Annotated in this window: 25 protein-coding genes and 3 tRNA genes; 2 read left to right on the forward strand and 26 right to left on the reverse strand. The window is 42.8% G+C overall.

Annotated features, from left to right (window positions below):
• Positions 1-124: 124 nt before the first annotated feature.
• From WC676_01040 to WC676_01080, 9 genes are all read right to left on the reverse strand, one after another.
• Positions 125-751 carry a response regulator gene (locus tag WC676_01040; protein MFA5059201.1) on the reverse strand — a complete coding sequence of 209 codons (627 nt, stop codon included), beginning with the start codon at positions 749-751 and terminating at the stop codon, positions 125-127.
• Positions 748-1,695, reverse strand: a complete 948-nt coding sequence (locus tag WC676_01045; GenBank protein MFA5059202.1) for an ATP-binding protein — start codon at positions 1,693-1,695, stop codon at positions 748-750. Before WC676_01045 ends, WC676_01040 begins: the two co-directional genes overlap by 4 nt.
• Before the next feature lie 38 nt (positions 1,696-1,733).
• Complete coding sequence (locus tag WC676_01050) at positions 1,734-2,126, reverse strand: response regulator (protein ID MFA5059203.1); 393 nt, start codon at positions 2,124-2,126, stop codon at positions 1,734-1,736.
• Positions 2,127-2,368: 242 nt separating this feature from the next.
• Positions 2,369-2,710 carry a P-II family nitrogen regulator gene (locus WC676_01055; protein MFA5059204.1) on the reverse strand — a complete coding sequence of 114 codons (342 nt, stop codon included), beginning with the start codon at positions 2,708-2,710 and terminating at the stop codon, positions 2,369-2,371.
• A gap of 29 nt (positions 2,711-2,739) precedes the next feature.
• Entirely contained in the window at positions 2,740-3,936 is a 1,197-nt protein-coding gene (locus WC676_01060) for an ammonium transporter (protein MFA5059205.1), read from the reverse strand.
• A gap of 650 nt (positions 3,937-4,586) precedes the next feature.
• Positions 4,587-4,661, reverse strand: a tRNA-His gene (locus WC676_01065).
• A gap of 33 nt (positions 4,662-4,694) precedes the next feature.
• A complete protein-coding gene (locus WC676_01070) occupies positions 4,695-5,720 on the reverse strand; it encodes a DUF748 domain-containing protein (GenBank protein ID MFA5059206.1) in 1,026 nt (341 codons plus the stop codon).
• A gap of 27 nt (positions 5,721-5,747) precedes the next feature.
• Positions 5,748-5,821 (reverse strand) — tRNA-Arg (locus WC676_01075).
• A 205-nt stretch (positions 5,822-6,026) separates the two neighbouring features.
• Positions 6,027-6,518: a tetratricopeptide repeat protein gene (locus WC676_01080; protein MFA5059207.1), complete on the reverse strand. Its 492-nt coding sequence runs from the start codon at positions 6,516-6,518 to the stop codon at positions 6,027-6,029.
• Positions 6,519-6,637: 119 nt separating this feature from the next.
• Between WC676_01080 and WC676_01085 the strand changes: the two genes are divergently transcribed.
• Positions 6,638-7,204, forward strand: a complete 567-nt coding sequence (locus tag WC676_01085) for a hypothetical protein (protein ID MFA5059208.1) — start codon at positions 6,638-6,640, stop codon at positions 7,202-7,204.
• A 17-nt stretch (positions 7,205-7,221) separates the two neighbouring features.
• Here WC676_01085 and ptsP read toward each other — a convergent pair whose 3' ends face one another.
• Both ptsP and WC676_01095 read right to left on the reverse strand, forming a co-directional pair.
• A complete protein-coding gene (gene ptsP, locus WC676_01090) occupies positions 7,222-9,483 on the reverse strand; it encodes a phosphoenolpyruvate--protein phosphotransferase (GenBank protein ID MFA5059209.1) in 2,262 nt (753 codons plus the stop codon).
• Between the two features lie 142 nt (positions 9,484-9,625).
• Positions 9,626-9,699: transfer RNA gene (locus tag WC676_01095), tRNA-Pro, on the reverse strand.
• 196 nt (positions 9,700-9,895) lie between these two features.
• Between WC676_01095 and WC676_01100 the strand changes: the two genes are divergently transcribed.
• A complete protein-coding gene (locus WC676_01100) occupies positions 9,896-12,712 on the forward strand; it encodes an AsmA-like C-terminal region-containing protein (GenBank protein ID MFA5059210.1) in 2,817 nt (938 codons plus the stop codon).
• Here the strand turns inward: WC676_01100 and rdgB are convergent.
• The 15 genes from rdgB to pilM form a co-directional block, all read right to left on the reverse strand.
• Positions 12,681-13,283, reverse strand: a complete 603-nt coding sequence (gene rdgB / locus WC676_01105; GenBank protein ID MFA5059211.1) for an RdgB/HAM1 family non-canonical purine NTP pyrophosphatase — start codon at positions 13,281-13,283, stop codon at positions 12,681-12,683. The two genes, WC676_01100 and rdgB, sit on opposite strands and share 32 nt — an antisense overlap.
• A 6-nt stretch (positions 13,284-13,289) precedes the next feature.
• A complete protein-coding gene (locus WC676_01110) occupies positions 13,290-14,054 on the reverse strand; it encodes an SIMPL domain-containing protein (GenBank protein MFA5059212.1) in 765 nt (254 codons plus the stop codon).
• Positions 14,055-14,085: 31 nt separating this feature from the next.
• Positions 14,086-14,802, reverse strand: coding sequence for a ribonuclease PH (gene rph / locus WC676_01115; protein MFA5059213.1), 717 nt, complete (start codon positions 14,800-14,802; stop codon positions 14,086-14,088).
• A 17-nt stretch (positions 14,803-14,819) separates the two neighbouring features.
• The gene (gene queF, locus WC676_01120) at positions 14,820-15,203 is read right to left on the reverse strand and encodes a preQ(1) synthase (GenBank protein ID MFA5059214.1); all 384 of its coding nucleotides are present in this window, start codon (positions 15,201-15,203) and stop codon (positions 14,820-14,822) included.
• Between the two features lie 6 nt (positions 15,204-15,209).
• Positions 15,210-15,899: a 7-carboxy-7-deazaguanine synthase QueE gene (locus tag WC676_01125; protein ID MFA5059215.1), complete on the reverse strand. Its 690-nt coding sequence runs from the start codon at positions 15,897-15,899 to the stop codon at positions 15,210-15,212.
• Positions 15,889-16,563, reverse strand: a complete 675-nt coding sequence (queC, locus tag WC676_01130; protein MFA5059216.1) for a 7-cyano-7-deazaguanine synthase QueC — start codon at positions 16,561-16,563, stop codon at positions 15,889-15,891. The genes WC676_01125 and queC overlap by 11 nt, the downstream gene beginning before the upstream one ends.
• A gap of 1 nt (position 16,564) precedes the next feature.
• Positions 16,565-16,927 (reverse strand): 6-carboxytetrahydropterin synthase QueD, encoded by a 363-nt coding sequence (gene queD, locus WC676_01135; GenBank protein MFA5059217.1) that lies wholly within the window; start codon positions 16,925-16,927, stop codon positions 16,565-16,567.
• Positions 16,920-17,735 (reverse strand): glutamate racemase, encoded by an 816-nt coding sequence (gene murI / locus WC676_01140; GenBank protein MFA5059218.1) that lies wholly within the window; start codon positions 17,733-17,735, stop codon positions 16,920-16,922. The genes queD and murI overlap by 8 nt, the downstream gene beginning before the upstream one ends.
• Positions 17,722-18,741 (reverse strand): N-acetylmuramoyl-L-alanine amidase, encoded by a 1,020-nt coding sequence (locus tag WC676_01145; GenBank protein ID MFA5059219.1) that lies wholly within the window; start codon positions 18,739-18,741, stop codon positions 17,722-17,724. Before WC676_01145 ends, murI begins: the two co-directional genes overlap by 14 nt.
• Positions 18,742-18,750: 9 nt before the next feature.
• Complete coding sequence (locus WC676_01150) at positions 18,751-20,514, reverse strand: secretin N-terminal domain-containing protein (protein ID MFA5059220.1); 1,764 nt, start codon at positions 20,512-20,514, stop codon at positions 18,751-18,753.
• A gap of 49 nt (positions 20,515-20,563) precedes the next feature.
• A complete protein-coding gene (locus WC676_01155) occupies positions 20,564-21,169 on the reverse strand; it encodes a hypothetical protein (GenBank protein MFA5059221.1) in 606 nt (201 codons plus the stop codon).
• Between the two features lie 4 nt (positions 21,170-21,173).
• Positions 21,174-21,995, reverse strand: coding sequence for an AAA family ATPase (locus tag WC676_01160; protein ID MFA5059222.1), 822 nt, complete (start codon positions 21,993-21,995; stop codon positions 21,174-21,176).
• Entirely contained in the window at positions 21,992-22,222 is a 231-nt protein-coding gene (locus tag WC676_01165; protein MFA5059223.1) for a MerR family transcriptional regulator, read from the reverse strand. The genes WC676_01160 and WC676_01165 overlap by 4 nt, the downstream gene beginning before the upstream one ends.
• Before the next feature lie 111 nt (positions 22,223-22,333).
• Complete coding sequence (gene pilO / locus WC676_01170; GenBank protein MFA5059224.1) at positions 22,334-22,867, reverse strand: type 4a pilus biogenesis protein PilO; 534 nt, start codon at positions 22,865-22,867, stop codon at positions 22,334-22,336.
• Between the two features lie 13 nt (positions 22,868-22,880).
• Positions 22,881-24,311, reverse strand: a complete 1,431-nt coding sequence (gene pilM, locus WC676_01175; GenBank protein ID MFA5059225.1) for a pilus assembly protein PilM — start codon at positions 24,309-24,311, stop codon at positions 22,881-22,883.

Here is a 24,311-nt window from a genome sequence, read left to right on the forward strand (position 1 = left end):
GCCCTCCTTTCCTTTAACTTCATGATGATAATTCTAAAAGAAAGCAGGATTAAATCAATTGTACCGAGGTATACTCTTGGTTTTACTGATGAGAAGTTGACCTTTTCGAAGAATTAAGAAGCGGCTAATACTGGATGGAGGTAATGCCGGCTTTTTGGGCGAGATGAATGAGTTCGGTCACGGTTTTGGCTTGCATCTTCTGCATGACTCGGCCGCGGTGGACTTTTATTGTCTGCAGGGCCGTTCCCCGCTTAAAGGCAATTTGCTTATTGAGCATTCCGTTAACAACCAGGCGGAAAACTTCAAGCTCTCGAGGGGAGAGTGTTTTGATATTTCGCCAAATTTTTGCTGTTTCGGCTTGTTTTTTATTTGTGGCTTTGCTTTTTACAATAGCAAGCTTGATGGCATCAAGAAGTTTCGGTGTGGCAAAGGGTTTGATAAAGAAGTCTACGGCTCCGGCTTTTATAGCTTTCACGCTCTTGGGAACATCGCCATACCCGGTAATAAAAATAATCGGGATATTGATCCCCTGTTGCACCATTTTCTCCTGTAGAACAAGCCCATTGATATCCGGCAGACGGATATCAAGCAACAGGCAAGACGGCACCTTGGGATGTTTAAAAGTTAAGAAATCTTTAGCCCGCGTAAACGTCTCGGCCTTAAATCCGTATGATTTTAACAATAGAGACAGGGCGCGGCACACCGAAACATCATCGTCAACAATATAGATGACAGCGCCATTACTTGTCATGAGTCTTTCTTTCCATTAACGGGAAGGGTGAAATAAAAGGTTGCCCCGCGATCACGGTTATTCTTGGCCTCCAACCGGCCGCCGTGGGCTTCAATAATGGAGCGGCTTATAGACAGGCCCATACCCAAACCGTCCGGTTTATTGGTAAAAAAGTGAGTAAAGAGCTTTTTCATATTCTCAGCCGGAATGCCGCATCCCGAATCCCTGACTTCCACCACAATGGTGTCGGCATCTTTGCGCGATGATTTGATCAGCATTTCTTGGGAATCACTGCCCGCATCCATAGCCTCTAGGCTGTTACTGATAAGATTCAAGAGCACCTGTTGCAGTTGTATACGATCCCCCTGGATGGAGGGAAGCCTGCTGTCCAATTCGAAGTTGATGATTTTATTTCTGACGGTGATATGAGTTATGATAAGTGTGACCGTATCATTGATAAGATCGCTGATATTAAGAAGCTCCAAGGAGGGCTTACTCTTTTTCAATAATGTCCGCAACCGCCGAATAACCTCAGCGGCCCGATGATCATCATCAATAATGTGCTGCAAAATTTCCTGTAACTGGGGTTCCCTGCCCGCGAACATACGCTGAGCCGCTTGAGCATAAGAAAGAATGGCCGTTAGAGGTTGGCTGATTTCATGCGCCAAAGACGAAACGAACTCAGCAAGCTTTCCCACGCGCGTCACATGTAAAAGTTCCTCGCGTTGTTCCTCGATCTTCAGATCGGCGATCTTTTCCCGGTCAGCTCCCCGTTTTAACTGCCCGCTTCGTATTTTCAGCTCGCTTGTTTGCTGGCGCAGCCTTCGTTTCAGATTTTTTTGATCTGTTTGCTCGAGGAGCGCTTTTTTCGCAACCTTCCTGCCGGCACTTTGACGAACAGGCTCTTTTTTAATGGCCCGGCGCATCCCTTTAGCGATTATTTTCTTTTCTGGTTTCATAGTCATTTGTTAACCTTTTGCAAGAAACGTCACTATTATATTCCTTACTGTTTGATCATGCTATCCGTATTTTCTGTGGCCACATTGATAAGATCCACCAGCGTCTGTCCATCAAAGGGCTTTTGCAAAAATCCCACGGCCCCTACTTTCATCGCCCTATCCACGGCACTCTCCTTCTTTTCGGCAGAAATAAAGATAACGGAAATTTTCGACCCCGAATCAAGCAGTTCTTTCTGCATGGCCCACCCGTCCGATCCCGGCATATGAATGTCAAGAACGAGACAACCCGTTGCATCTATAGGCACGGCATCAAAAAAACCTTTTGCTGAGTTAAATGTGACCACTTCAAACTCATACGTCATCAAAAGAATTTTAAGCGCGAGGCACACAGACTCATCATCATCCACTATATAGATTTTCTTTTTGTCTGTAAGCAACTTTTCCTCCTCCCCGACCAATAAACAAAATTTTCCATTGGAAAAATTAAGACCAAGCGATTATAAATAACACTAAGCCTGGAAATATTCTATATAAGACAGCGAAAGAATCAATTATACCGAGGTATAATAAGGGCAATGGATATGCATTCGAACATAAAAAATCCCCGGTGATATTTACCACCGGGGATTGCTTGCTTCTGGCAAGAAGTTTTGACAAGTTGGCATCGCACAACATCAAATCAAATTGCGGTTCCGCCTCTTTCTTTAGTACGGATTCGAATGCACTCCTCCAATGGTGTAATAAAAATTTTTCCATCTCCGATTTTACCCTTGCCGTGTACAGCACTGCTAAGAATAGCGTCCACTGCGATTTCGACAAACTCGTCATTGCAGGCAATATCCAGGCGCACTTTTGAGATAAGCTCCGGAACAACTTCATGTCCGCGAAAAATATCCGTTTCTTCTGCCCTCCCCCGTCCAGCACAGCGCGAAACAGTGATGCGATAGATTTCTTTTTTCACCAAGGCTTCCCGAACTTCATCAAGTTTATCGGGTTGAATAATAGCAGTCACAAGCTTCATCCGTTGATCCTCCTCAGGCGTTAATAATTTTAGTCTAAGCTAAGCATACCGTATCCATGTTCACCGTGCAGGGCATGATCGAGACCCGCCATTTCATTTGCTTTATCCAAACGAAATCCTATTGTTTTTTCAACAACATAACAAATGAATAAAGTACCGGCGACCGAAAGCGCAATCACGGCCCCCAATCCTTGAAGCTGTACCACCAATTGATCCCAGGCAGTCCAACCTTTTCCGACGGATATAAACCAGCTGGGACGAATAAAAAATGACAAAAGCAAAACCGCTGATCCGCTACCAACCGCATGAATACCAAAACAGTCCAAGCTGTCATCATAGGCAAGCTTTGTTTTAAGAAGCAAGGCAAGAAAACAGATGCAGGCTGATAAAGCGCCTAAGGCAAGCGCGCCACTAGGTAACACCACTCCGGCTGCCGGCGTAATTGCAACCAACCCCGCAAGAATTCCGGAAACAAATCCTAACGATGTCGCTTTTTTAAAAAGAATTGCTTCAATGATAAGCCATGTCAGGGCGCCGCTGGCCGCCGAAATCTGAGTCATGGTCAACGCCCGAGCGGTATCCAGTCCGCTATGAACAGTTGATCCTGCATTAAATCCAAACCACCCAACCCATAAAAATCCTGCGCCTGTCAGCGTCATGACAAGGTTGTTGGGGCGCATCGTTGTTTTGGGGTATCCGCGCCGCGGACCTAAAAAAAGTGCCGCCACCAACGCGCTTACACCTGCGGACACGTGGATCACCAACCCACCGGCCAAGTCAATAACTCCCGCTTTGGCCAACCAGCCATCTGATGCCCACACCCAATGACACAACGGACAATAGACAATGAGAAACCATAGCGAAATAAACAAACAGTACCCTTTAAAATAGACCCGTTCCGCTAATGCCCCGGCAATCAGCGCCGGTGCAATGATAGCGAATTTTCCCTGAAACATAGCAATCACATATTCCGGAACACCGTTAACGATGCTGTTATCTATCCCCTGCAGAAAGAAATATTGAGGATTCCATCCCAAAAATCCACCAAGAATATTTTTCCCAAAGCACAATGCATAGCCACAAACAACCCAAAGAATCCCGATAATCGCAATCGAGACAAAACAATGCATCATCGTTCCTAAAACGTTTTTGGTTCTCACCAATCCGCCATAAAACATAGCCAGGCCTGGAACCATCAACAACACTAATGCTGTTGCGATGAGCATCCAAGCCGTTGTCCCTGTGTCCACGACTTCTTCGGCAACTGTTTGCGCCCAGCATGGGCCAGAAAAAATACCGCATAAAAACAATGCAACCGTCAACATTCGTATGATAGATTTTATTTTCTCCATCTTAAGTCCTTTGCTTATTTTACATTTCATGTTTCTCGACTTAGCATCTCACCTTTAAAAATGCCTATCCTTTTATTGGACATCATCGCCCAAAAATGAAAAGAAACCTTCCCGAAAACAAAACGTTTTCAGAAAAGGCTTCTTTGCCTTTAAATATTACGGCACCAATGCCGCAAATAGGTACGTAAGTATATTACAAGTTTAAAGTTATGGTGTCTGTGATACTCATCACACATAAAAAAGCTATGACCACTTTAGGCAATCATAGCCTAAAATCCCTATCACTTGCTAAAGCGAGTTAAATTAACGGGTAGGTGATCCCGCCAAAAGTGGGGGCGACCCCCTGGCCTTCCGCCAGGACAGGAAAGATCCACAATCTTGTGCTCCCCCGTTTTCCAAAACCTAAAGACAATGCCCTGCGTTTAAAACTGCCCCTTGACTAAGCACTTGAAATTTTTTCGCTTTGCTCAAAAATTTCTGCGTAATCACGGGGTTTCATTTCGCTCGCAAGAGCGAAATTCAAGGGTGGGTGAAGGGATTTGAACCCTCGACCCCAAGATCCACAATCTTGTGCTCTAACCGAACTGAGCTACACCCACCATTAAATCAATTTTCTCTAAAAACCGTGAAATCTAATCAGCAGTCCCTTTTTCTTTAACATCCTGCTGCCGAACACTTCCGGAAAAAGGAATTGAATCGATCTTAAAACTATCCATCTTGGTCTTAAAATTCAAATTAAGTGTCATTTCATTATTCTGAGACTGCATCCCGGACAATAGCATATCTTCAAAAGAAAAAGATTTTGAATCTTTCTCACCCGCTGGTTCAAAAACTAAATCCCGTATTTTTAATTGGCATTTGACGTTCATCTCATTGTTTTTTGAGATCAAACGCGTTGTGGCATCAATAAAAATACTTTTCACATCCTTGCTGAAAGAGTCTTTATAGTAATGAGAAAAGGTCTTTCCGTCAAGGTTGGAAACTTCAAGTGTTGCATCCATATCTTTCTTGTGCCAATTCACCCATCCGCCGCCTTTAATAGTGCCGGCGCTTGATGACGCATGCGGATTTTGCACATAAGCTTTAAAATGAAATTTGGTTGTTGTTGCCCGCGGGCCAAAACTTACTCTCGAAGCCTTGAGATTAATATCTTTAAGAGCAATGGAAAATCCTTCAGGATCCGAAGGCGTATCAACAAAGTTAAATTTTCCTTCTCTGATAAGCAATTGGTCGATCGCAAGTCCGGAAAAATCTTCTCGAACGATATTTTCCTGCGGCTCTATTTTCGTTGCCGCGTTATCTTTTTGATCGGAAGGACTTCCCAAAACAATACCAGACTCGCCTTTTTTGATCACAATAAATGGCTCGGTAAGAATTAATTTCCTCAGACGCACATCTTTATCGGCAAAGTGAAATGGGTCGATAGCCGCCGCAATACTTGAAACTCGAAAATAATCATCCACGCTTAAGTCTTTGATATGGATGGTTAGTGGAAAAGAGACATAGACAGACCCAATGACCACAGGACGATGGAAGATCTCTTTAAGATGGGTTTCAACCAATCGTTTTCCGTTGATGCTAATAAAAATAAACGCGCTGATAAAAACGACGCTTAACAAAAATAAAACTGTAATAACAATTTTCTTAAAGATAGTCATTGATCAATTTGTATCCCTGAAAATACGCGTCCCCGGGCCGATTCGAACGGCCGACCCTTTGCTTAGAAGGCAAATGCTCTATCCACCTGAGCTACGGGGACAATTCGATATTATTAAAAATCACCTTAAGGCTAGCGCACCATCATTTCTCGAGTAAAACACCGGCTAAAAGGATAAGCCCTCGATTGACTTATCGAGGGCTTATCCTATCAAATTTAAAAGATGCTGTAAAGAATGATTTGCCGCCTAAATAACTCTTAAATCAAGAAAACAGAAATATAGATACTTTTCGCGAAGAGAGAATGTTTATTTCGCTGTTGCACTTTCAATTTTTTGTAATGCGGCCGTAGCTTTCTGAAGACTTTCTGTTTGATTTTGCGCTTTAAAGATCTCCATACTTTTTTTGATGTTTTCTATAGCCTGATCCTCTTTATTTTGCAGATCATAGCAGCCGGCGATTAAGAGATACGCTTGGCCGTTTTGCGGGTCAAGGCTAGTCACTTTGCGAAAACTTTTAACGGCATTGTCATAACTTTGAATTCTCATGAAAACTTGTCCAAGAGCAAAAAAGGCTTGCGGATTTGTGGGATCTTGGGCCGCGGCAACTTCAAAGGCCTGGATAGCTTTAACGGCATCACCTTTGGCTAAATAAACTTCTCCGAGTTTAAAGAAATCTTGTTTCTCTTCCATTGTCGTTGCAGAATTTAAAGCCTGCCCTTCTTGTGTCGAAGCGGATTCTTTTGACCCGCAACCGACCAAAAGAACGCCAAAACAAACCATGAGTAATATTTTTTTCATCGACCCCTCTCTTCTCTTATTAATATGTTGATTTAATTCAACGGTTATTGTAGTTTAATAGTAAGGTCCTGACAAGAAGAAAATGCCTTAGGGGTTTTCTTTCAAAAAAGGAAAATGCTATGTTCAAAAAAGCTCTTTGCTTGATGATTCTTCTGATGTCCTGCGGATGCGACTCAGGAAATACGGTTCGCTCCATAAAAGATTTAGGCGAACCTCTGGCAGAGTCTTATTTTGAACTTCGCTTCCCTCAAAATTGGAAAATTACCAGCCAAATTGACACCTCCCTTGTTGATCACCCCACAACCACTTTCTTTTTCCGTCATCCGGGAAACCGAAAATGCTATATCTCCGTCGAGATCGTCAGGTTCCACGAAGATGACAATACAGGCATGATCGACCTCACCAAGATCGCGAGTTCTAAGATACGTAACTTAAGAAATTCTTTTGCGCAGGAGAAATATATCGACTTTTCATTCAAAACTTTTAACACCACGCTCGCCGGACAAGATGCTATCCGAGTTTTTGTGCAAGCAAGCCGCTCAAACGTCAACCGCGAAGCCACCTCTTATGTTGTCGGTTTCCGCAATCAAGGATACATCATCTCTTACCAATGGTTTGACAATTGGAGCAACGATGCCAAGAAAATAGTCAAAGAAGCCATTGGATCTTTTCGGTTACTTAAATAATATAAGGCAGTTTGGAATTATTTGAACTGGCGGGCTGTATCGATGATCTTGCTTTTTGTTAGAAGATCTTGAGTCTTCTTGACGGCATCGGCAAGATCAATTTGCGCGATGGCCGCTCTCATTTTTGGAATATATTTAAAATCTGCGCTTAACTTCCTGACCCCGATTCCTAGCAAATAGGGAAGATATTGCACATGGTGCGCCATATCTCCGCAGATAGAAATATCTTTCTTGTGTTTAAGAGCCGCGTCAACCACTCGCTTTAACGACCGCAAGATCGCCGGATGATGTGGTAAATAAAGTTCAGCTACTTTTTCATTGGTGCGGTCAACGGCGAGCATATACTGAATAAAATCGTTCGTTCCGATCGAAAAGAAATCTGCTTCCTCGGCCAACTCATCAATGATCTCTAGGATAGACGGGATCTCGATCATCAGCCCGATCTCGGGACGCTCGCAAAAGGGGACTTTTTCTTTTCTAAGGCTGCCGCAACATTGAAAAACAATTTTTCGTGCTTCTAAGAATTCATCCAAAGACGAGATCATGGGAAACATAATTCTAACTGTTGTCCCCGCCCCGGCACGTAAAATAGCTCGTATCTGTTGAATAAAAATATCCTTATGCTTTAAGGAAAACCGGATCGAGCGCATCCCCAAAAAAGGATTCGCTTCTTTTTCGTCATTATAATAGGATAAGATTTTATCTCCGCCGATATCCAGCGTACGAAAGGTAATTTCTTTACCGCGCATTTCATTGACAAGGCGCTGATAAATAACAAATTGCTCTTCTTCCGACGGGAAATCACTTCGGACAATGAACGGGAACTCGGTCCGATAAAGCCCTACTCCTTCGGTCTTAAATTCATGCGCGAATTTCAAATCACTCAAAAGATTAATATTAGAAAAGATCTTTATTTTAACCCCGTCTTTGGTTTGAGCTTGAGAAGAAATAAATTCCTTAAATTGCGCGGCTTGCGCTTTAGCTTCATCATGATGTTTAAAGCGTTCCACCACATCATCGGAAGGGTCTAAATAGATGTTACCCAGCTGCGCATCCATCAAGATCTTTGACTGATCAGAGATAAAAAGCAACTGTTGCTCATCGGCGATGATCAAGGGGATCTGCAGCGACCGGGAAAGAATAGACAAATGCGAGGTCACTCCTCCGCTTAAAAGGATCACGCCGCGGACATTTTGAGAAGAAAACTTCAGTAGATCTGTCGGGAATATCTCTTTGGCAACAATGATCTTCCCCGAATATTGTTCGGCGGATTTGTTGAGCCCGATCATATTCTCTAAAATCCTTCGCCCAATGTCTTCTACATCATGGCTTTTCTCGCGCAAATAGGCGTTGGACATTTGCTGAAACCGTTCCATATAATTTTTAACAACGGATAAAACAGCTTCGGGAGGATTCATACCATTTTTAATAAGCTGGGCGATCGGATCAATGAATCCTTTATCTTTCAGCATAAGGATCTGAGCGGTAAAAATAAGAGAGGCAACATCTAAAAGACGTTCTTCCACCTGATTTTGGAGGGTTTCCAATTGTTTTTCCGTCGAGTGTAAAGCGCGATAAAAATCCTCCAGCGTAAATGCTTGGGTAAGATATTTTTCCTGCAGCATCAGTTGCATCGGTTCGCTATTAAAAACAACTGCCGGCGCGAACGCAAATCCTTCCGAACCTACCTTACCTCTGATCAACTTAACTTTCCTTTTTGTTTTAAATTCTTGGGGCCGGCGGGATCCGCCTTCCCCGCGTAAGATCATCAAAAGTTTGGCTGTTTCAATGGTATTGGCTAGTTGCGAGGTGATAGCGCGCATGGTCCTAATGTCTTCATCGGTAAAATAATTTTTCTTGGTATTTTGAACGACGATAACACCGATACGGTTATTTCCGCGTAAGATTGGAACCGCTAAAAATGATTCATAGCGATCTTCCCCGATCTCCGGAAAATATTTAAAATGCGGGCTGCGGCTGGCATTTTTTTCGCAAATTGGACGTAATTCTTTTAATGCTAAACCCGTTAAGCCTTCGTTTAATTTCATCTTAACTTTTCCGACTGAATCCGGATGAAGGCCTTTGGTCGCTTTTAACACCAACTCATTTTTTTCTTCATAAAAAAGATAGACGGAACAGACCTGGGATCCCATATGCTCGGAGATCATCACGACAATTTTCTGCAAAAAAGTCTCTAAACTTTCCACATCAATGAAAAGCCCGCTGAGCTCTCCGATGTCACAGATAAGTTGCGTATGGTCACGTGTCGGTTGTTTCATAGAGAATATTCTTTAGGATGGTTTACGGCCTGAAGAGTAAAAAATCGGGGAGGAGAGATTTGCCCGCCGTGAACCTTTGGTTCATGGCGAGGTCTCGCCCCGACATATCATCGGGGCGGAAACTCTTGCTCCCATAATAAAATCGGGGAGGAGAGATTTGAACTCTCGACCTCTTGCTCCCAAAGCAAGCGCGCTAGCCAGCTGCGCTACTCCCCGCGAATTATATCGCTGTTTGTTTGATAATTCGCCCCGCTGTTTTGTTCTGTAAAATTTTGCAAAGTAAATTTTGCAGAACAGGCGGGGTTTTTATCAAAAAATATTTAGTTGATGATTTCGGGCTGTAGTATATCACGCACCCTTTTTAGTTGCAACTGTTGAAGATTACAGAACCTTCCTATATAATGAAGCAATTATGAAAATCAAGATCGTCGTTATCTTTGCCGTCATTTTTACCGCAGTGATGGTCTTTCTTTTTTACTTAAATACGGTCCTTTTCCCGGTTAAATTCAAATCGGTTATCGTTAAAAAGATCGAAGCGGCGATCAACCGTCGCGTGGATATAGGGGCTGTGCAATTTTCTCTTGTCCGCGGATTCATTATCCGAGAATTTACCATTTTTGATAAAGACAACTCGGCAGTTCCGTTTTTAACGGTCGAGCAGGCCTCATTTAATATTCTCTACATTCCCATCATCAAAGAAAAAAAGATCGTTATCCCTTTCGCGTCGATCACGCAACCCGTCTTAAATATTATACGCAAACCAGGCAACGCATGGAACTTTGACGGCATGATGCCGGCCCCGTCAGGTTCGGCTACACCCGACATATTTATCGGGAATATTTCCGTTGACCGCGGAAAGATCAACTTTATAGATGAGTCCACACCTAAGAAATTCTATGAAACCTTGGAAAATATCCGAGTTCGGGGAAATTTATCATTTCCCAAAAACGCAAAGTTCACCTTTGATGCCGTTATCCCCAATAACCCCATATCATCCGTTTCAATAAAAGGAACCTATGATATCAGCGTAAAAAGCCTTGTCTTACAATCTAATTTAGGGAATATCCCCTTAGCAAAATATGATCCATTTTATAATCTGTCCGGCTTATTTACCATCAACGATGGGCTGATCACAGCAGCCGCGATCACAGCCAACTGGAAAAACGGCATGTGGGATATCACCAGCGATCTGGCAAGCAAAGACATGGCCTTTAAAATAAAAGGTGATGCAGAATTCCGCGGCAGCCCCATCGCTAAGTTTACCGTAAAGTTTGATCCTGCCAATATGAATCAGTTGGCCTACCAAGGTTTTCTTGACCCTAATGCGGCGCAGCTTCTTAATGTTCCCTTCGTCAAAGAGATCAAAGACATTGGCGGCCGCATTAATTTTGAAACAAATAAGATCACATCCGAGGCATTAAGCGCCACTATTTTTGACACAAAAATTTCCATGCCATTCACCCTAACTGATTTTTCAAAACCCAACTTAAAACTAACCGGTTCTTGCCCGCTTGAGCTTAAGAAACTAGGAGCTATTTTCCCGGATATTTTTGAACGGGAACAAATGGATGTAGCCGGAAATAGTTTACTGACATTCAACTTCGACGGAGAGTTAAGCCAATTCGTAAATAATTTAAAGGCAACGGCCATTTTAGATAATGCCTCCGTATCAGCCGCCAAACTGCCCGCGCCGGTCACCGGGATCTCAGGAAAAATCGATTACCAAACAAACACCGCATCCTGGGAAAACCTTACGGGAATCGTTCAAGAAACAAAGATCATTTCATCGGGAAAATTATTTGACCTTGCAAACCCCCAAATAGATTGTTCCGGCTCCCTAGACCTTAATTTAGAGAAATTAAAATTGATCTTTCCCGACATCTTTAAAGAAAATATTCTTGATGCAAAAGGCAGCGCTGCTATCAAGTTTTCGCTCCAGGGTCCGGCAATGAACATCTTTTCCGGACAATATCATTTTGATACTTCTCTTAATAACATTTCCATTAACTCTGCCAAGCTCCCCGCGCCGATCACCGCGATAACGGGAAAACTAAGCGGCGCGCCAAATCTTATCACCTGGGAAAATCTCAAAGGAAATTTTCAAGACCGCAGTTTTATTTTAAGCGGGAATTTAACCGACTTTTCTAAGCCACTCATTGAAACCGCGATCGCATCGGAAAATATCCAGATCGCAACGAAGATCCAGGTTTTGCGCAATGCCTTTTCTATTTCTTGGCTTAACGGGCATTATTTTGACACCAAGTTTGATCTAAAAGGTGACGTCTTTTTAACTCCCGATGATAATCCGCGGGTTGACTTGAAAGGAAATCTTGATTTCAATTTAGAAAATCTTGGGGCCGCAATCCCTGCCATTAAAGAAACGATCGATCCCTTAAAATTGTCCGGCCTTTGTTCGATCAAAGGAGCCTTTAAGGGCAACTTAAAGAATTGGCGCGATTGGCAAGTCCTCATTGATATCGCCAGTCCCGAGGTAACCTTTACGGATTATCGTCTAAGCGATATTGCCATAACTTTCGTGGAAGTGGACCGCAACATCAACCAGTTTGATATTTCCGCTGTTGTTTACGGCGGAAAATTAAAGCTTCAATCTTCTGCCGACCTTACCGCAGAACAAATTCCTTATAAGGTCAGTGTCCGCTTGGATAACACAGACCTGTCAAAATTAAAAGCAGACACGATTTGGAAAGATAAGGATATTTCCGGATATTTTTCCTTTTTAGCTTCCGTGAGAGGCACTTTAGATAGCCTTAATTCGATTCATGGACAAGGCTCTATCGCTTTAACCAACGGCCATATTTGGCAGGTTAACTTACTTCAAGGTTTGGGAAAATTCTTATTTATTCCGGAATTTGATAATATTACTTTTAAAGAGGTCGCGGGAGATTTCGTGGTTGAAGATGGGAAAGTTCTAACTGATAATTTGATGCTAGCCAGTGACCCCGTCACATTGACCGCTCAAGGATGGATCGATTTCGCGGGAAATTTGAACTTTGACGTCCTTTCGGAATTCTCCGATGAAGTGATCGAACAATCATCATCGCTTAGAAAAACGATCACCGCTTTTTTAACTCAAACCGGTGATTATCTTAAAATTAAGCTTACCGGAAGTTTAAAAGAACCTAAATATAATGTCAGCGTTTCTTCCGGAGAGGTTATCCGCAGGACCAAAGACCTTCTTATCGAGGGCTTGCAAGGTATTTTTCAATAACCCTACGTAATTTTCTGAAAGCACAAGCCCGATGGCTTATCTTTGATTTGATCTCAGGCGAGATCTTTCCAAAAGTTTTTTTGTACCGCGGAACAAAGAATAAAGGATCATATCCAAAACCATTTGTTCCGGATGATCGAAGCGCAATAAATCCCCGGCAGCTACCACTGACCACATCCACAATTCCTTTTTTATCAGCCAGGGCCATACAGCAACGATAGCGGGCCTGGCGCGCTTTAAAAGGTGTACCTTTTAAAGCGCGCAACAGTTTCAAATTATTTTTTTTATCCGTCGCCCCCGCCCCGGAATAACGCGCGGAATAGATCCCGGGCTCATTACAAAGTGCCTTAACCTGCAAACCGGAATCTTCGCCAAGCGTGAGTTTTCCGGTATACATGGACAGCGTCACAGCCTTTTTAATGGCATTAGCGCTAAATGTCTTTCCGTCTTCTTCAACTTCTGGGGGATTTTTGCAATCGGCAAGTGAAAGGACTTTAACATTCAAGCCCTTTAAAAATTCACGGATCTCTTCGAGCTTTTTTTTATTGGTTGTGGCGACAAGGAGTTCCATAAAAAATCATTCCAACTGGCACTGAATTCTCACCGTTGATGTGACGGCGATCTTCCCGGCTAAAAGTGTTGTCCCCGTTGCCGAGCTCACATCATCCATGGATGACCTTTGCATCATATTGGCGTTACGCATTTGATACGGCATCGCATATCTTGTCTCACTAGAAATCGTATTATAACCCTTGATGGAAACCTTGGCGGCATCCGCAATGGTTTGCGCGTTAACAATAGCATCTTTAACGGCTAAAGACAGCACGCGGCGCTTATCCTCAGAATCATCTTCTTTGAAAAATTCGATCTGATCAATAATCGTCACGCCGCTATTTAAGGCCGTATCAACAACTAAGCTCGCATTCTTAGAAAGTACATTTTGGTCCTTTTGGCTTAAAAGAACCGTGAAATCTTGAACAACCTTATAGCCAACAACATTAGGCAAGCGCCCCTGGCGTGTCGCGTTATATTCCTCTTCTTTAATGATCATCACGCGGTAATCCGGAGCCTTGATAAGCATGCCTTCAATGGCCAATCCTTTAAGGGCATCAATAACACTTTTGACTTTCTGGGCATTTTCTTCGCGAGCAACTCCGACAGATACGTTCATTGTTTCAACACCAAGATAAACACGCGCTTTATCGGGATCGATCCAGACCTTAGCCTCGCCGGTTGTTGAGATCACCTTATTGTCTTTTGATATTTCTTGAGCACTGGCTGAAGGCACACACACTAGAAATAAAACCAAAAACAATTCCGCGAAAAATCTTTTATATACCATGTGAACTGCTCCTTTCCTTAAAGAACTTCTTTTAGATCTTTAAATCGCCTAAAGATTTCTTCTGGATCTTAAAAAGTTCTTCGATGCCGCCTTGGGCAAGATTAACTAGCGAATCCAATTGTTTTTTGGAAAAAGGATTTTTTTCAGCTGTTCCCTGGATCTCAATAAATTTTCCGCATTTTAACATCACAATATTCATATCCGCTTCGGCGTTTGAATCTTCTTCATAATTAAGATCTAAAAGCGCTTTTCCGTTCACCACGCCAACGCTAACAGCCGCGACATAATCCAAAAGTGGAACTTCATTTAAAATACCGTTTTTCTTGACCTTCATGAGGGCTTCCGCCAAAGCGATAAATCCACCGGTAATAGACGCTGTACGCGTTCCCCCGTCCGCCTGGATAACATCACAGTCAATTTTAACCGTTCGTTCGCCGAGCTTTTTCATATCCACCACACTGCGCAAACTGCGTCCGATCAAGCGTTGAATTTCAAAAGTCCGTCCGGACGTTTTTTCTCGTTGTAAACGCGTATTGGTAGAAGCCGGCAGCATTCCGTATTCGGCAGTCACCCAGCCCTTGCCGGAATTTCTTAAAAAAGGCGGAACACTTTCCTCGACACTCGCCGTGCAAATGACTTTTGTATCACCAAATTCAATCAGGCAAGAACCGGCAGGATGTTTAATATAATTTCTGGTCACTTTTATTTTACGCAGTTGGTTTGCCGCGCGTCCGTCATTTCTTGGCATGAATAAACCTTTCTAATTTATGGATATTGGGCTTTAACCGTCGTCTGAATTCCGCCGCGAGAATTAACCGCCGCTTCTACTTTTGCCCAACGGGGCTGACAAGCTTTGACAATATCGTCTAAGATCTTATTAACAAAATGTTCATGAAAGATCCCAACATTACGATAGAAAACAATATAAAGCTTCAGCGATTTTAGTTCTAGGCAAGTTTTGGCTGGGCTATATTCAATGTTGACAGTGGCAAAATCCGGCAAACCCGTTTTAGGACAAATGCAGGTAAATTCTGGAATGCTCAAATGGATGGTATATTCCCTGTCCGCGTATTGATTCTTCCAAACATCGATCTTGGGAGTTTTTAGACTGCGGATTTTTGTCTGCAGGCCTTCGTAAGTCTTTTTCATTTTTCCCTACCTTAATTTTAAGAATTTATGCATTTGAGGGATCACGCGCGTATTCGAAAGATAGTTTAAACAATATTCCTGAAATGCCAAGCATTTTTTTACTACGTCCGTCTTGAGATCGAAGAAGTTTGGCTGCAGGATAAATAAAACATCGCGATCGAGATTTGAAATTAATTTCACGGCTTGAGCGATATCTTCTTGGGATGTGTCGGCGGAAATGACCGCTTTGATAAAGACATCTTTCTTTAAAGAAACTTTTAAGAATTCCTCATGCTCTTTCCAAAATGGTTTTAACTTTGTTGAGCTGGGAAGCTTCAAATCCATCGCTACAATATCAATAAAATCAATGACCTCTTTTAATTCTTCATAAAGAATGCCACTAGTCTCTAAATATGTTTTGTATTTTTCTTTTTTCAAGAGCGGCAAAAATTCTTTTAAGAAATCTTTTTGGACCAATGGTTCCCCGCCGGTCAAGCTGATTGAGTGAGTATCTTTGGAAAATTTAAGAACTTCTTCAAAAAGTTCTTTTAAGTTATATTCTCTGAACTTCCCGCCTGAATCTCCGATCGCCGCCGGCGTATCGCACCATTCACAGTGGATATGACAACCGTAAAAACGCACAAAGACCTGCCGGCTGCCTAAATATTTTCCCTCACCTTGAATCGATTGGAATATTTCGGAAATTTTAGCGTTCATGCGATGGATCTTTCCTATTCAACTCGCTAAAACCTTTTTGGCGCAAAATACAACTGTCGCAAACGCCGCACGGTTTTCGGCCGCCCGCGTAACAAGACCACGTTAAATGATAGGGAACTTTAAGAGATAATCCCAACTTGATAATTTGCGCCTTTGTTTTATGAATGAGCGGCGTTTCAATTTTGATCGCCTTTTGTTCAACACCCGTTTTTGACCCCTTTTTTAAAACTTCATAATAAGCTTTAAAGAATTCCGGCCGGCAATCCGGATAGCCGGAGTAATCGCGCGCATTCGCTCCGATAAATATCTTCTCAGCTTTGATGGCTTCGGCGAATGAAGCGGCAAAACTTAAAAAGATGATATTGCGCGCCGGAACATATGTGGAGGGAATTTTGTCAGCACCGATCGTTTTAAGATCGCGTTTTTTGGGAAGAGGGATCCGTTTATCTAAAAGTGAGGAACCAAGCCAAGGAAGATTGATGTTGATGATGTGATACGGGCATTTTGCGAGCCCAGCTATTTTCTTCGCGATCAAAACTTCTTTTCTGTGGCGCTGATGATAATCAAAAATAAGCGCGGAAACTTTATAACCCTGCGCTTGAGCAAAAAAAAGTGTGGTGGTCGAGTCTAAACCGCCCGACAATAGAACAACCGCGCGTTTCATGTTATGGATAATAGGTAATGCTGGCGTTATCGGATTCCCAAACCGTCACCTTTTTTATTTTTAAAGGCCGGCATTTCTTTGAAAATGCGTCGTAGATATATCTGGCGATGTTTTCTGTCGTGGGATTAACTTTTTTAAAATAGGGATGGTCGTTGAGATGATGATGGTCGAGTTCTTCTAGAAATTCGTGCAAGTTTCTTTTTATGATCATAAAATCAATGACCATGCCGATCTTATCTAAGGCTTTTCCCTTTAAAACAACTTCCACCTTCCAGGTATGGCCATGTAAGCGCTCGCACTTGCCTTTGTAACCGCGCAGGCAATGCGACGCGGCAAAATCATTTTTGATAGATAATTCAAACAACGCTGCACCTCCGGACATCCTTTATATCATAACCTAAGAATCGTTTGGCTATTTTTCCAAAATGCTGCGGCGCGTCACTGGCTAGAAAAGTATATTGCGGTTTATGTTTAGAAGAATTTTCTAAGCGCAATGTCTTAAGCATTAGGCGCACTTCCCCGGCTACTTCTTTAGCCGAATCAACAAGGCAAACTTTTTTCCCGACAACTTTCTGCAAAACAGATCTTAATAATGGATAGTGTGTGCATCCTAAGATCAAGGTATCCACGCGAGCGCTGATAATAGGCGCTAAATATTCTTGGGCAATATCAAATGTGGCGCGTTTTCTAAACCATCCTTCTTCAGCTAAGGGGACAAAAAGCGGACAGGCCTTTGCCGCAACATGAATAGCATTATTAAAGCGCTTAATGCTTTTTGTGTAGGCATTGCTATTTACAGTTGCCGGAGTTGCGATAATGCCAATACGCCCATTTTGACTCATGCTCACGGCTTTTTTTGCTCCGGGTTCGATCACGCCGATAATAGGCAAAGAGAAATTTTCCTTTAGAACATCCATGGCTAAACTGGAAGACGTATTACAGGCCACCACGATCATTTTAACGTTGTGCCTTAACAAAACGGCAACATTTTCCTGAGAAAAACGAATGATGGATTCTTTGGATTTCGTTCCGTATGGAACACGAGCCGTATCACCAAAATAGACGATGTCTTCATGGGGGAGCTGACGCATAAGCTCTTTAACGACCGTCAAGCCTCCGAGCCCCGAATCAAAAACACCGATGGCACAATGATTTTTCTTAGTCGCTGGCATATTCTAAAATACTTTTCGCGATCCCTTCCGCGATCTTTTGACGGTGAGAACTTGTTTTTAAAAGCTGTTCTTCCTGGCGGTTAGACACAAATCCGACTTCCACTAAAACCGCCGGAATAATAGTATTCTTGAGGACAAAAAATCCGGCCGAATGGCTTCCCCGGTCTTTTGAATTGGCATTATCCGACGTATTCTTGGCGATATAATTCGCTAATTTTCTAGATTCCCCTTGTTTATGGGAATAGAGCATATCAATGAGAATTTCTTTAAGCGCCGGAATGCTGCGCTTCATCTCAAAATGTTTGAACAATTCTTCATAATTCTTAACGGCTTGAATATCCCGCTTGGCCTTATAATCCAACTCGCGCAAATAATATACTTCGAACCCATGGCTGCTGCGCGAACGGCTGGCATTGGCGTGAACGCTGACAAATAGATCCGCTTTTATTTCCTGAGCTATTTCAGCCCTTCGCGCAAGAGAAATAAACTCATCCTTGTCCCTGGTCATTACGGCCTTAATTCCGTGTTTTTCCAGAGTTCTCTTTAATTTACGGGCAATGTCTAAAACCACAACTTTCTCTTTTAAGCCGGTCGCCCCAATGGCTCCGGGGTCTTTTCCGCCGTGGCCGGGATCGATCAGGATCCTCCTGAATTTCTTTATCGGATATTCTGTTTCGGCGACAAGGCGGTCAATGATCTTTGATTTAAAATCGAACGGGACGATAACAGATCCATGCTGGCGGCGGACAGAACCGCCTAAAATGAATTTCTCGCCGTCCACCATCACAAGATTACTTCCCAAAAGCACTTTTGCCGTCATCCCGCCGCGATTAAGCGTTACCACTTGGCTTACGCTGTCTAAATTCCATTCAATATTATTTTGATCGCATAGGTCTTTGAGCGAAAATTCTTCCATGGCCGGACGGACGGGAGCCGTCGCGCATCCCGCTAAAATAAAGCCAAGGATAAAAAAACCCGCCAAACGCTGTATCTGTGAATTGATCATAAGGAAACGCTACTTTTTCTTCTTTTTAATTTCCTGAAGAAGATTATCCGGACTTTCTTTCGTGCGAACATCGCCTGAGATGATCGTTGGTGTTAAAAATATCGCTAATTCTGTTTTACGCAGCAACTGGTCTCGGTTACGAAACGCTAACCCAAATAAAGGCAAATCCCCTAACAAAGGAATTTTATTAACCGTTTCGACCTTTTCATCTTTCATAAGGCCGCCGATCACGATGGTAATTCCATTTTTTACCATCACGGTTGTTTCTGCCTCAGATGTTTCTACCACAGGGATACTGTTATTATTGCTGGTCGTTACAAACCGTACCACTGAACTTACTTCAGGCTTTATCTTCATTGTGATGTAGTCATCTTCGTGGATGGTAGGCGTAACATACAGCTTCACGCCTACGTCGATAAAATTAACACTTTCCGCCGTTGTCGTAGGCCCGGTAGCCGGTGTGGTGGTCGTGGTTGTGACGTAGGGCTGTGTTGACCCGACGAGGATCCTAGCTTCTTCGTTATTCAGCGCCGTGATCCGCGGGCTGGAGAGGATATTGGTCGTTCCCACCGTATCCAACGCTTCCAATAAAACCGTATAATCGTCGCTAGAAAGAGTTCCAATACTTAGCTGTCCGCTTTTATCCGTACTGGTTAAAATATCAAAATTGCTGATCAAGTTAAGCGTATGAAAATCAGAAACAATAGCTTCCCAGTCAACGCCCATCTTATACTGATCGCTTAAAACGATCTGCACGATCTTAGCCTCGATCATCACTTCTCTTTGTTTTTCGTCAAATGCCGCGATCACTTTCTCTATTTCCTGGATCTTTTGCGGCGTATCCGTAACAAAAATCCTATTTGACCTTTTGTCAAACTTGACCGTTCCCACATTTTTAGTCAAAGATTCGCTGATCTTTTTTGAAATGTCTTCTGCCTGCGCGTAACTTAGGATAAAGACCTTTGTCGCGATCGGTACATCAACACCTTTGACCAACATCTCCATTGCTTGAAGATTTTGAGGTGTATCCATCAAAACTAAAGTATTTGATTTCTCGTCGGTAATCACTTTCCCAATAACGCTTTTTACCTGATTAAGTAGTGTCGCCACTTCCATGGCGTTGGAATGATCAAGCTTAATGACCTTGATCTCTGTTTTCTCGGCGAACTTACGTCCGTAGGTCAACTCAAATTCTTTGGACGGCATCACTCTCACAATACCGCCGTCTTCAATGTAGGCCAAGTCATTAGACTCTAAGATAATACGCAAGGCATCCCGGACATCAACGTCTTTCAAGTAGATGGTGATTTTCCCTCGAACATTTTGTCCGGCAACAATATTAAGGCCGCTTTTCTTGGAAACAAGCTTTAAGACATCCGCAATATCCATATCTTTTAGTTCCAAGGCATCCAAGATAATAGGATTTGGGCCGGCTAAAGATAAAGCTGCTTGTTGAGGATCGGGATTTTGAGCTTGAGCTTGTTCGGTAACCGGGTCATTGACGCTTTCGATGTTTTCAATATTATCGGCAGACAATACCGAAGGTTCGGGCATGGCAATATCAGCAGACAAAGCGGCATCCTGAGCTGTTTCAAGAGGGACATCTTGCGGCATCAGCGAGCTGTCATCCAACCCCAGAACCTGACCTCCTTCGATCTGGTCTAGCGTATCTCGTACGGCGGAATACTGGTCAGCCGGCTGCGCGCAAGCGCAACAACTCATCACAAAAAGCGCCATCAACCAAATGATGATTGCCAATCCCTTATTTTTCATTTCCCCTCCTCGATTTCGTGCCGCATTAAATCATTAGAAAAAAATTTGATCATTGGACTAATTCGATTTTTTGGTCCCGATAGATCAGGATAACTTTGCCTTGTTTGATCTCATCGACAACCGCGTCTTTGACCGATTCGCCTTTATGCACGAACATTGTTTCTTTCAGCTCAACATCTTCAATAATAGCCTCCGGCTTTTCATCTAAAACAATGCCCACCAGGCGCAAATTCTTCGTCAACTCCGAACTACTGGCGACCGGCTTGGCATCTTGATTGCCGGATTTGTATACGGGAGATTCAAAAATATCGCGGCGTTTTAATTGCTGTTCATAATAAGAATACGGCTTAGGCTGCTGTGAAGTTATTTTGACCATATCCGCTTCGGGCAAAACAACGCTTTGATCTTTCGCGGGATCATTGATCTCTTTTTTAGCATATAAAAACTCATAGGCCGCGTAACAGATCAAGGCAAACGCCGCAAAAACCAATACTTTATTAAATATCTTTGCCCAATCACCGCTTTCCTGGTCTTCGACGGAAGCATCCGCCGCCGGCCCGCCCGCCTTAGCCAGCACACCGTCGGAAGAGGCCTTAAAATCTTTCTTGCGGATCAACTTCAATAATCTTTCTTCGGGAGAAAAGTCGTTTACCATACCATTAAGCCCAGCTAGCCTCCTCGATCAAAAACGATTCTATCAGATCTTCCGTCACAAACTGGCTTCCCTCCATCACTAAACGCTCCAAAGCGCTGTGGCACAAAAAAGATACCTTGCGAGGATAACCTTGGCTAAATTCATAGATCTTCTTGATCGCTTCATCGGAAAAAAGAGAGACATTAGAAAGAAATCCCGCCTGCTTTAAACGAAATTCGATCATCTCTTTCGTTTCCCGTTCGTCTAAAGGATTGATAATGTATTTAAGGCTAACACGGTCCATAAAATTACGGATTTTCTTTACTCTGGGAAGAAGCTCCATCTGCGACATAATGACCAGCTGCAATAATTTCTGGTCATTGGTCTCATAATTTAAAAACGTCCGCAGGATCTCTAAATACGGCTGACTTAGTTTTTGCCCTTCATCGATCACTAAAACGATGGTCTTTTTTTCTTCAACGGCTTTTTGAAAAAGATATTTCTCAATGGCATCCCGATGATCAATGGCCGAACGGAAGAAAGGATTAATATCGAACATCCTTGTCAGGCTGGATAAGAATTGATATTCCGACTTAAAATCAGGATCTAGGATCATATGAAAAATAAAATCGTCTTCCTGGCTAAAGGTCTGCATCAGCGCCCTAGAGAGAGTTGTTTTTCCTGTTCCCACATCGCCTAAGATCAGGCTTAAGCCCCGCTTCAAGCGGATCGCTATTTCTAAGCGGTGAAGCGCCGTAATATGCTCGGGCGAATGATAAAAAAATTCCGGGTCCGGACTTGTGGAAAAAGGTTCTCTGTGAAGATTTAAGGCTTGATAATAGCTCATGCCCTGGACTCCAATTGCCGCGCAATGCTTTTTAAGAAAATTCCCCGGGTGCGCAGTGTTTTGATCTCTTTGAGCCGGTCAACGCTGGTATCATCAAAATAACGGAAATTCGTCGACGGACTTCGCCCGATCTCTTTAAAAAGCCCTAATCGCAAATAATATTTCAACGTATGCGTTGAATATCCTGTGATCTGGCTTAAATCTTTCAGAAGATATATATTTTTCATAGGGTTAAGAACAACTCTCTACCCAGAGAGTGATACTTTATTTTTATACCCCGTCGAGCACAGTGTCAAGCACTTTAACGACAATTTTCCAAAAAAATATTTTTTTACGGTCTAAGGAATAAGAAAACGGCTGACAACAAGGCGGCATTTGATCTCGGATGTGCGCACGGAACTTTTTTCTAAATAAATTTCATCCGCGCTAAAGAAATGCGGAGCGTTTTGAAGGATATAAAGAAAATGGACAATGGTTTCCAATTGCCCGTCAATGGCCAGGCTCACCGAAAACTGATTATAAAAGTCAACACGCTTTACCTTCTTAGGCTTCATATCGGCAAGCCGCACATTGATGACACCAGCCACAGACTGGATCTCGGCCAAGATAGAGGCCATTTGCTTTTCATCAGATTCTTTTTGTTTTAAATTCGCAGAATAAACCTCGTATTGTTTTTCAACCTCTTTTGATTTTCCTTTTAAGGCCATGTCCTTCTTTAATTGCTGCTCAACAACGCGGATCTTATCTTCCAAGATCGAGATCCCTTGATTAAAAGGTTTAAATACAAAAGAATACGCCACGTAAGATGAAACCGCTAAAATACAGACAACTAAAATAGCCGTTTCTCGCTGCGTTAATCGCCGGAACATCATTGCGTTTTTATCCTCATTTGATGATTTGACACGTGATCTTAAAATCCGTTAACTCCCCTTTAAAAACCTTTCTTTTGGTCGCGTATTGCAACGTAACATTCGTAAATAAAGGAGAGCTGACTAAATTATTCTGAAGGCTGTTAACTCCCGCCCCAACTTCTGAAACGCCCTGCAAAACTAAGGCGCCGCTTTCATCGATGTGAATGACATTATACGAAACCCCCGGCGGGGTCACGTCGTATAATTTATAAACAATATCAACGGCCGTAGCCTTCGGATTAAGTTGTTCTTTGATAAAATTTAGCTGCTTGATCTTTTCATTAACCTTGTTAACAATAGGCTTGATCTCATTGTGTTGGCGCTCAAGAGTATTAAGATAAATTTGATTCTTATATAACTTGCCGGCAAAAATAAGAACAGCAAGGACGAAGAGAAGCCCCAACAAAACAAGGAATTTCAGGCTTTCTTGCTTTTGCCGCTTTACTTCGCGCTTGTCGCTGACTTCCGTTGGCAAAAGATTGATCAGCTTTCTTGATCCGGCCAGCGTCAGTCCTATTGTCGCCGCCATCGAAATACCGCTTTGAGCTAAAAGAGAAACAGCATTAAGATCTTTTTTCTGAAGGACATTAAGAAACGGGCTGATCGTTTCTATGTTCATCTTGTATTCGGTCTTTAATTGATCCTGCAAAAGGCTCGCCCGGTCCATGGCCGAAATAAGGATCATCTTCCCCACTTCATCACCGATACGTTCTTTAGCATACGTCGCCATCGTTAAGTTTATTTCTTCCATCAACGCCGGAATATGTTCTTCGGTTAAGTCTTTAGCGCCATAATTAATACTTCGAGAGAACAAAAGTTGCTGACGATGGCAAAAACAAATTTCAGTATTAACGGTATCAATATTAATAAGCGCGACCGGTTGGCTTGTCTTTTGCTTGCGTTTCGCGTCTTCAAAAAGATACCAATGCAATAACCCTTCAGAGCTTAAGGTAAGCTTATTGAGATTGAGGCGTGCCTCGGAGAAGATCTTTAAATACTTATGGGTAACTTCTTTGTGGGCAATGACCACCAGCACCTTAGAATACCCGGAAGGCTCTCTCTCTAAAATAATATGGTCAGAAACAATATCTTCTTTAGAATACGGAACTTGCTTGACCAGCTGCAAGCCGATCATTTTTTCGATCTCCGCCTCAGAATGAGACGGTAAAGAAAAATGACGCAGCATCACCAGCCGTCGGGGAATGATAACGGTTAACTGATCCGGGCTTATTTTGGCCTCGTTGACAAACGAAGATAAAAGCCTTGGGATCTCCGATTCCGGATATTGCGAGATCTCTTTTGAACCGCAATACATAATGACCGGCGACGCCCGGCGCACCATAGCCTGCAGAAGTTTGATGTGCGAATCCGTAATTTCGATGGCCGTAAGAATATTATTTTTCAT

This window comes from Candidatus Omnitrophota bacterium (assembly GCA_041649175.1).
Classification (GTDB): Bacteria; Omnitrophota; Gorgyraeia; order Zapsychrales; family JBAZNR01; genus JBAZNR01.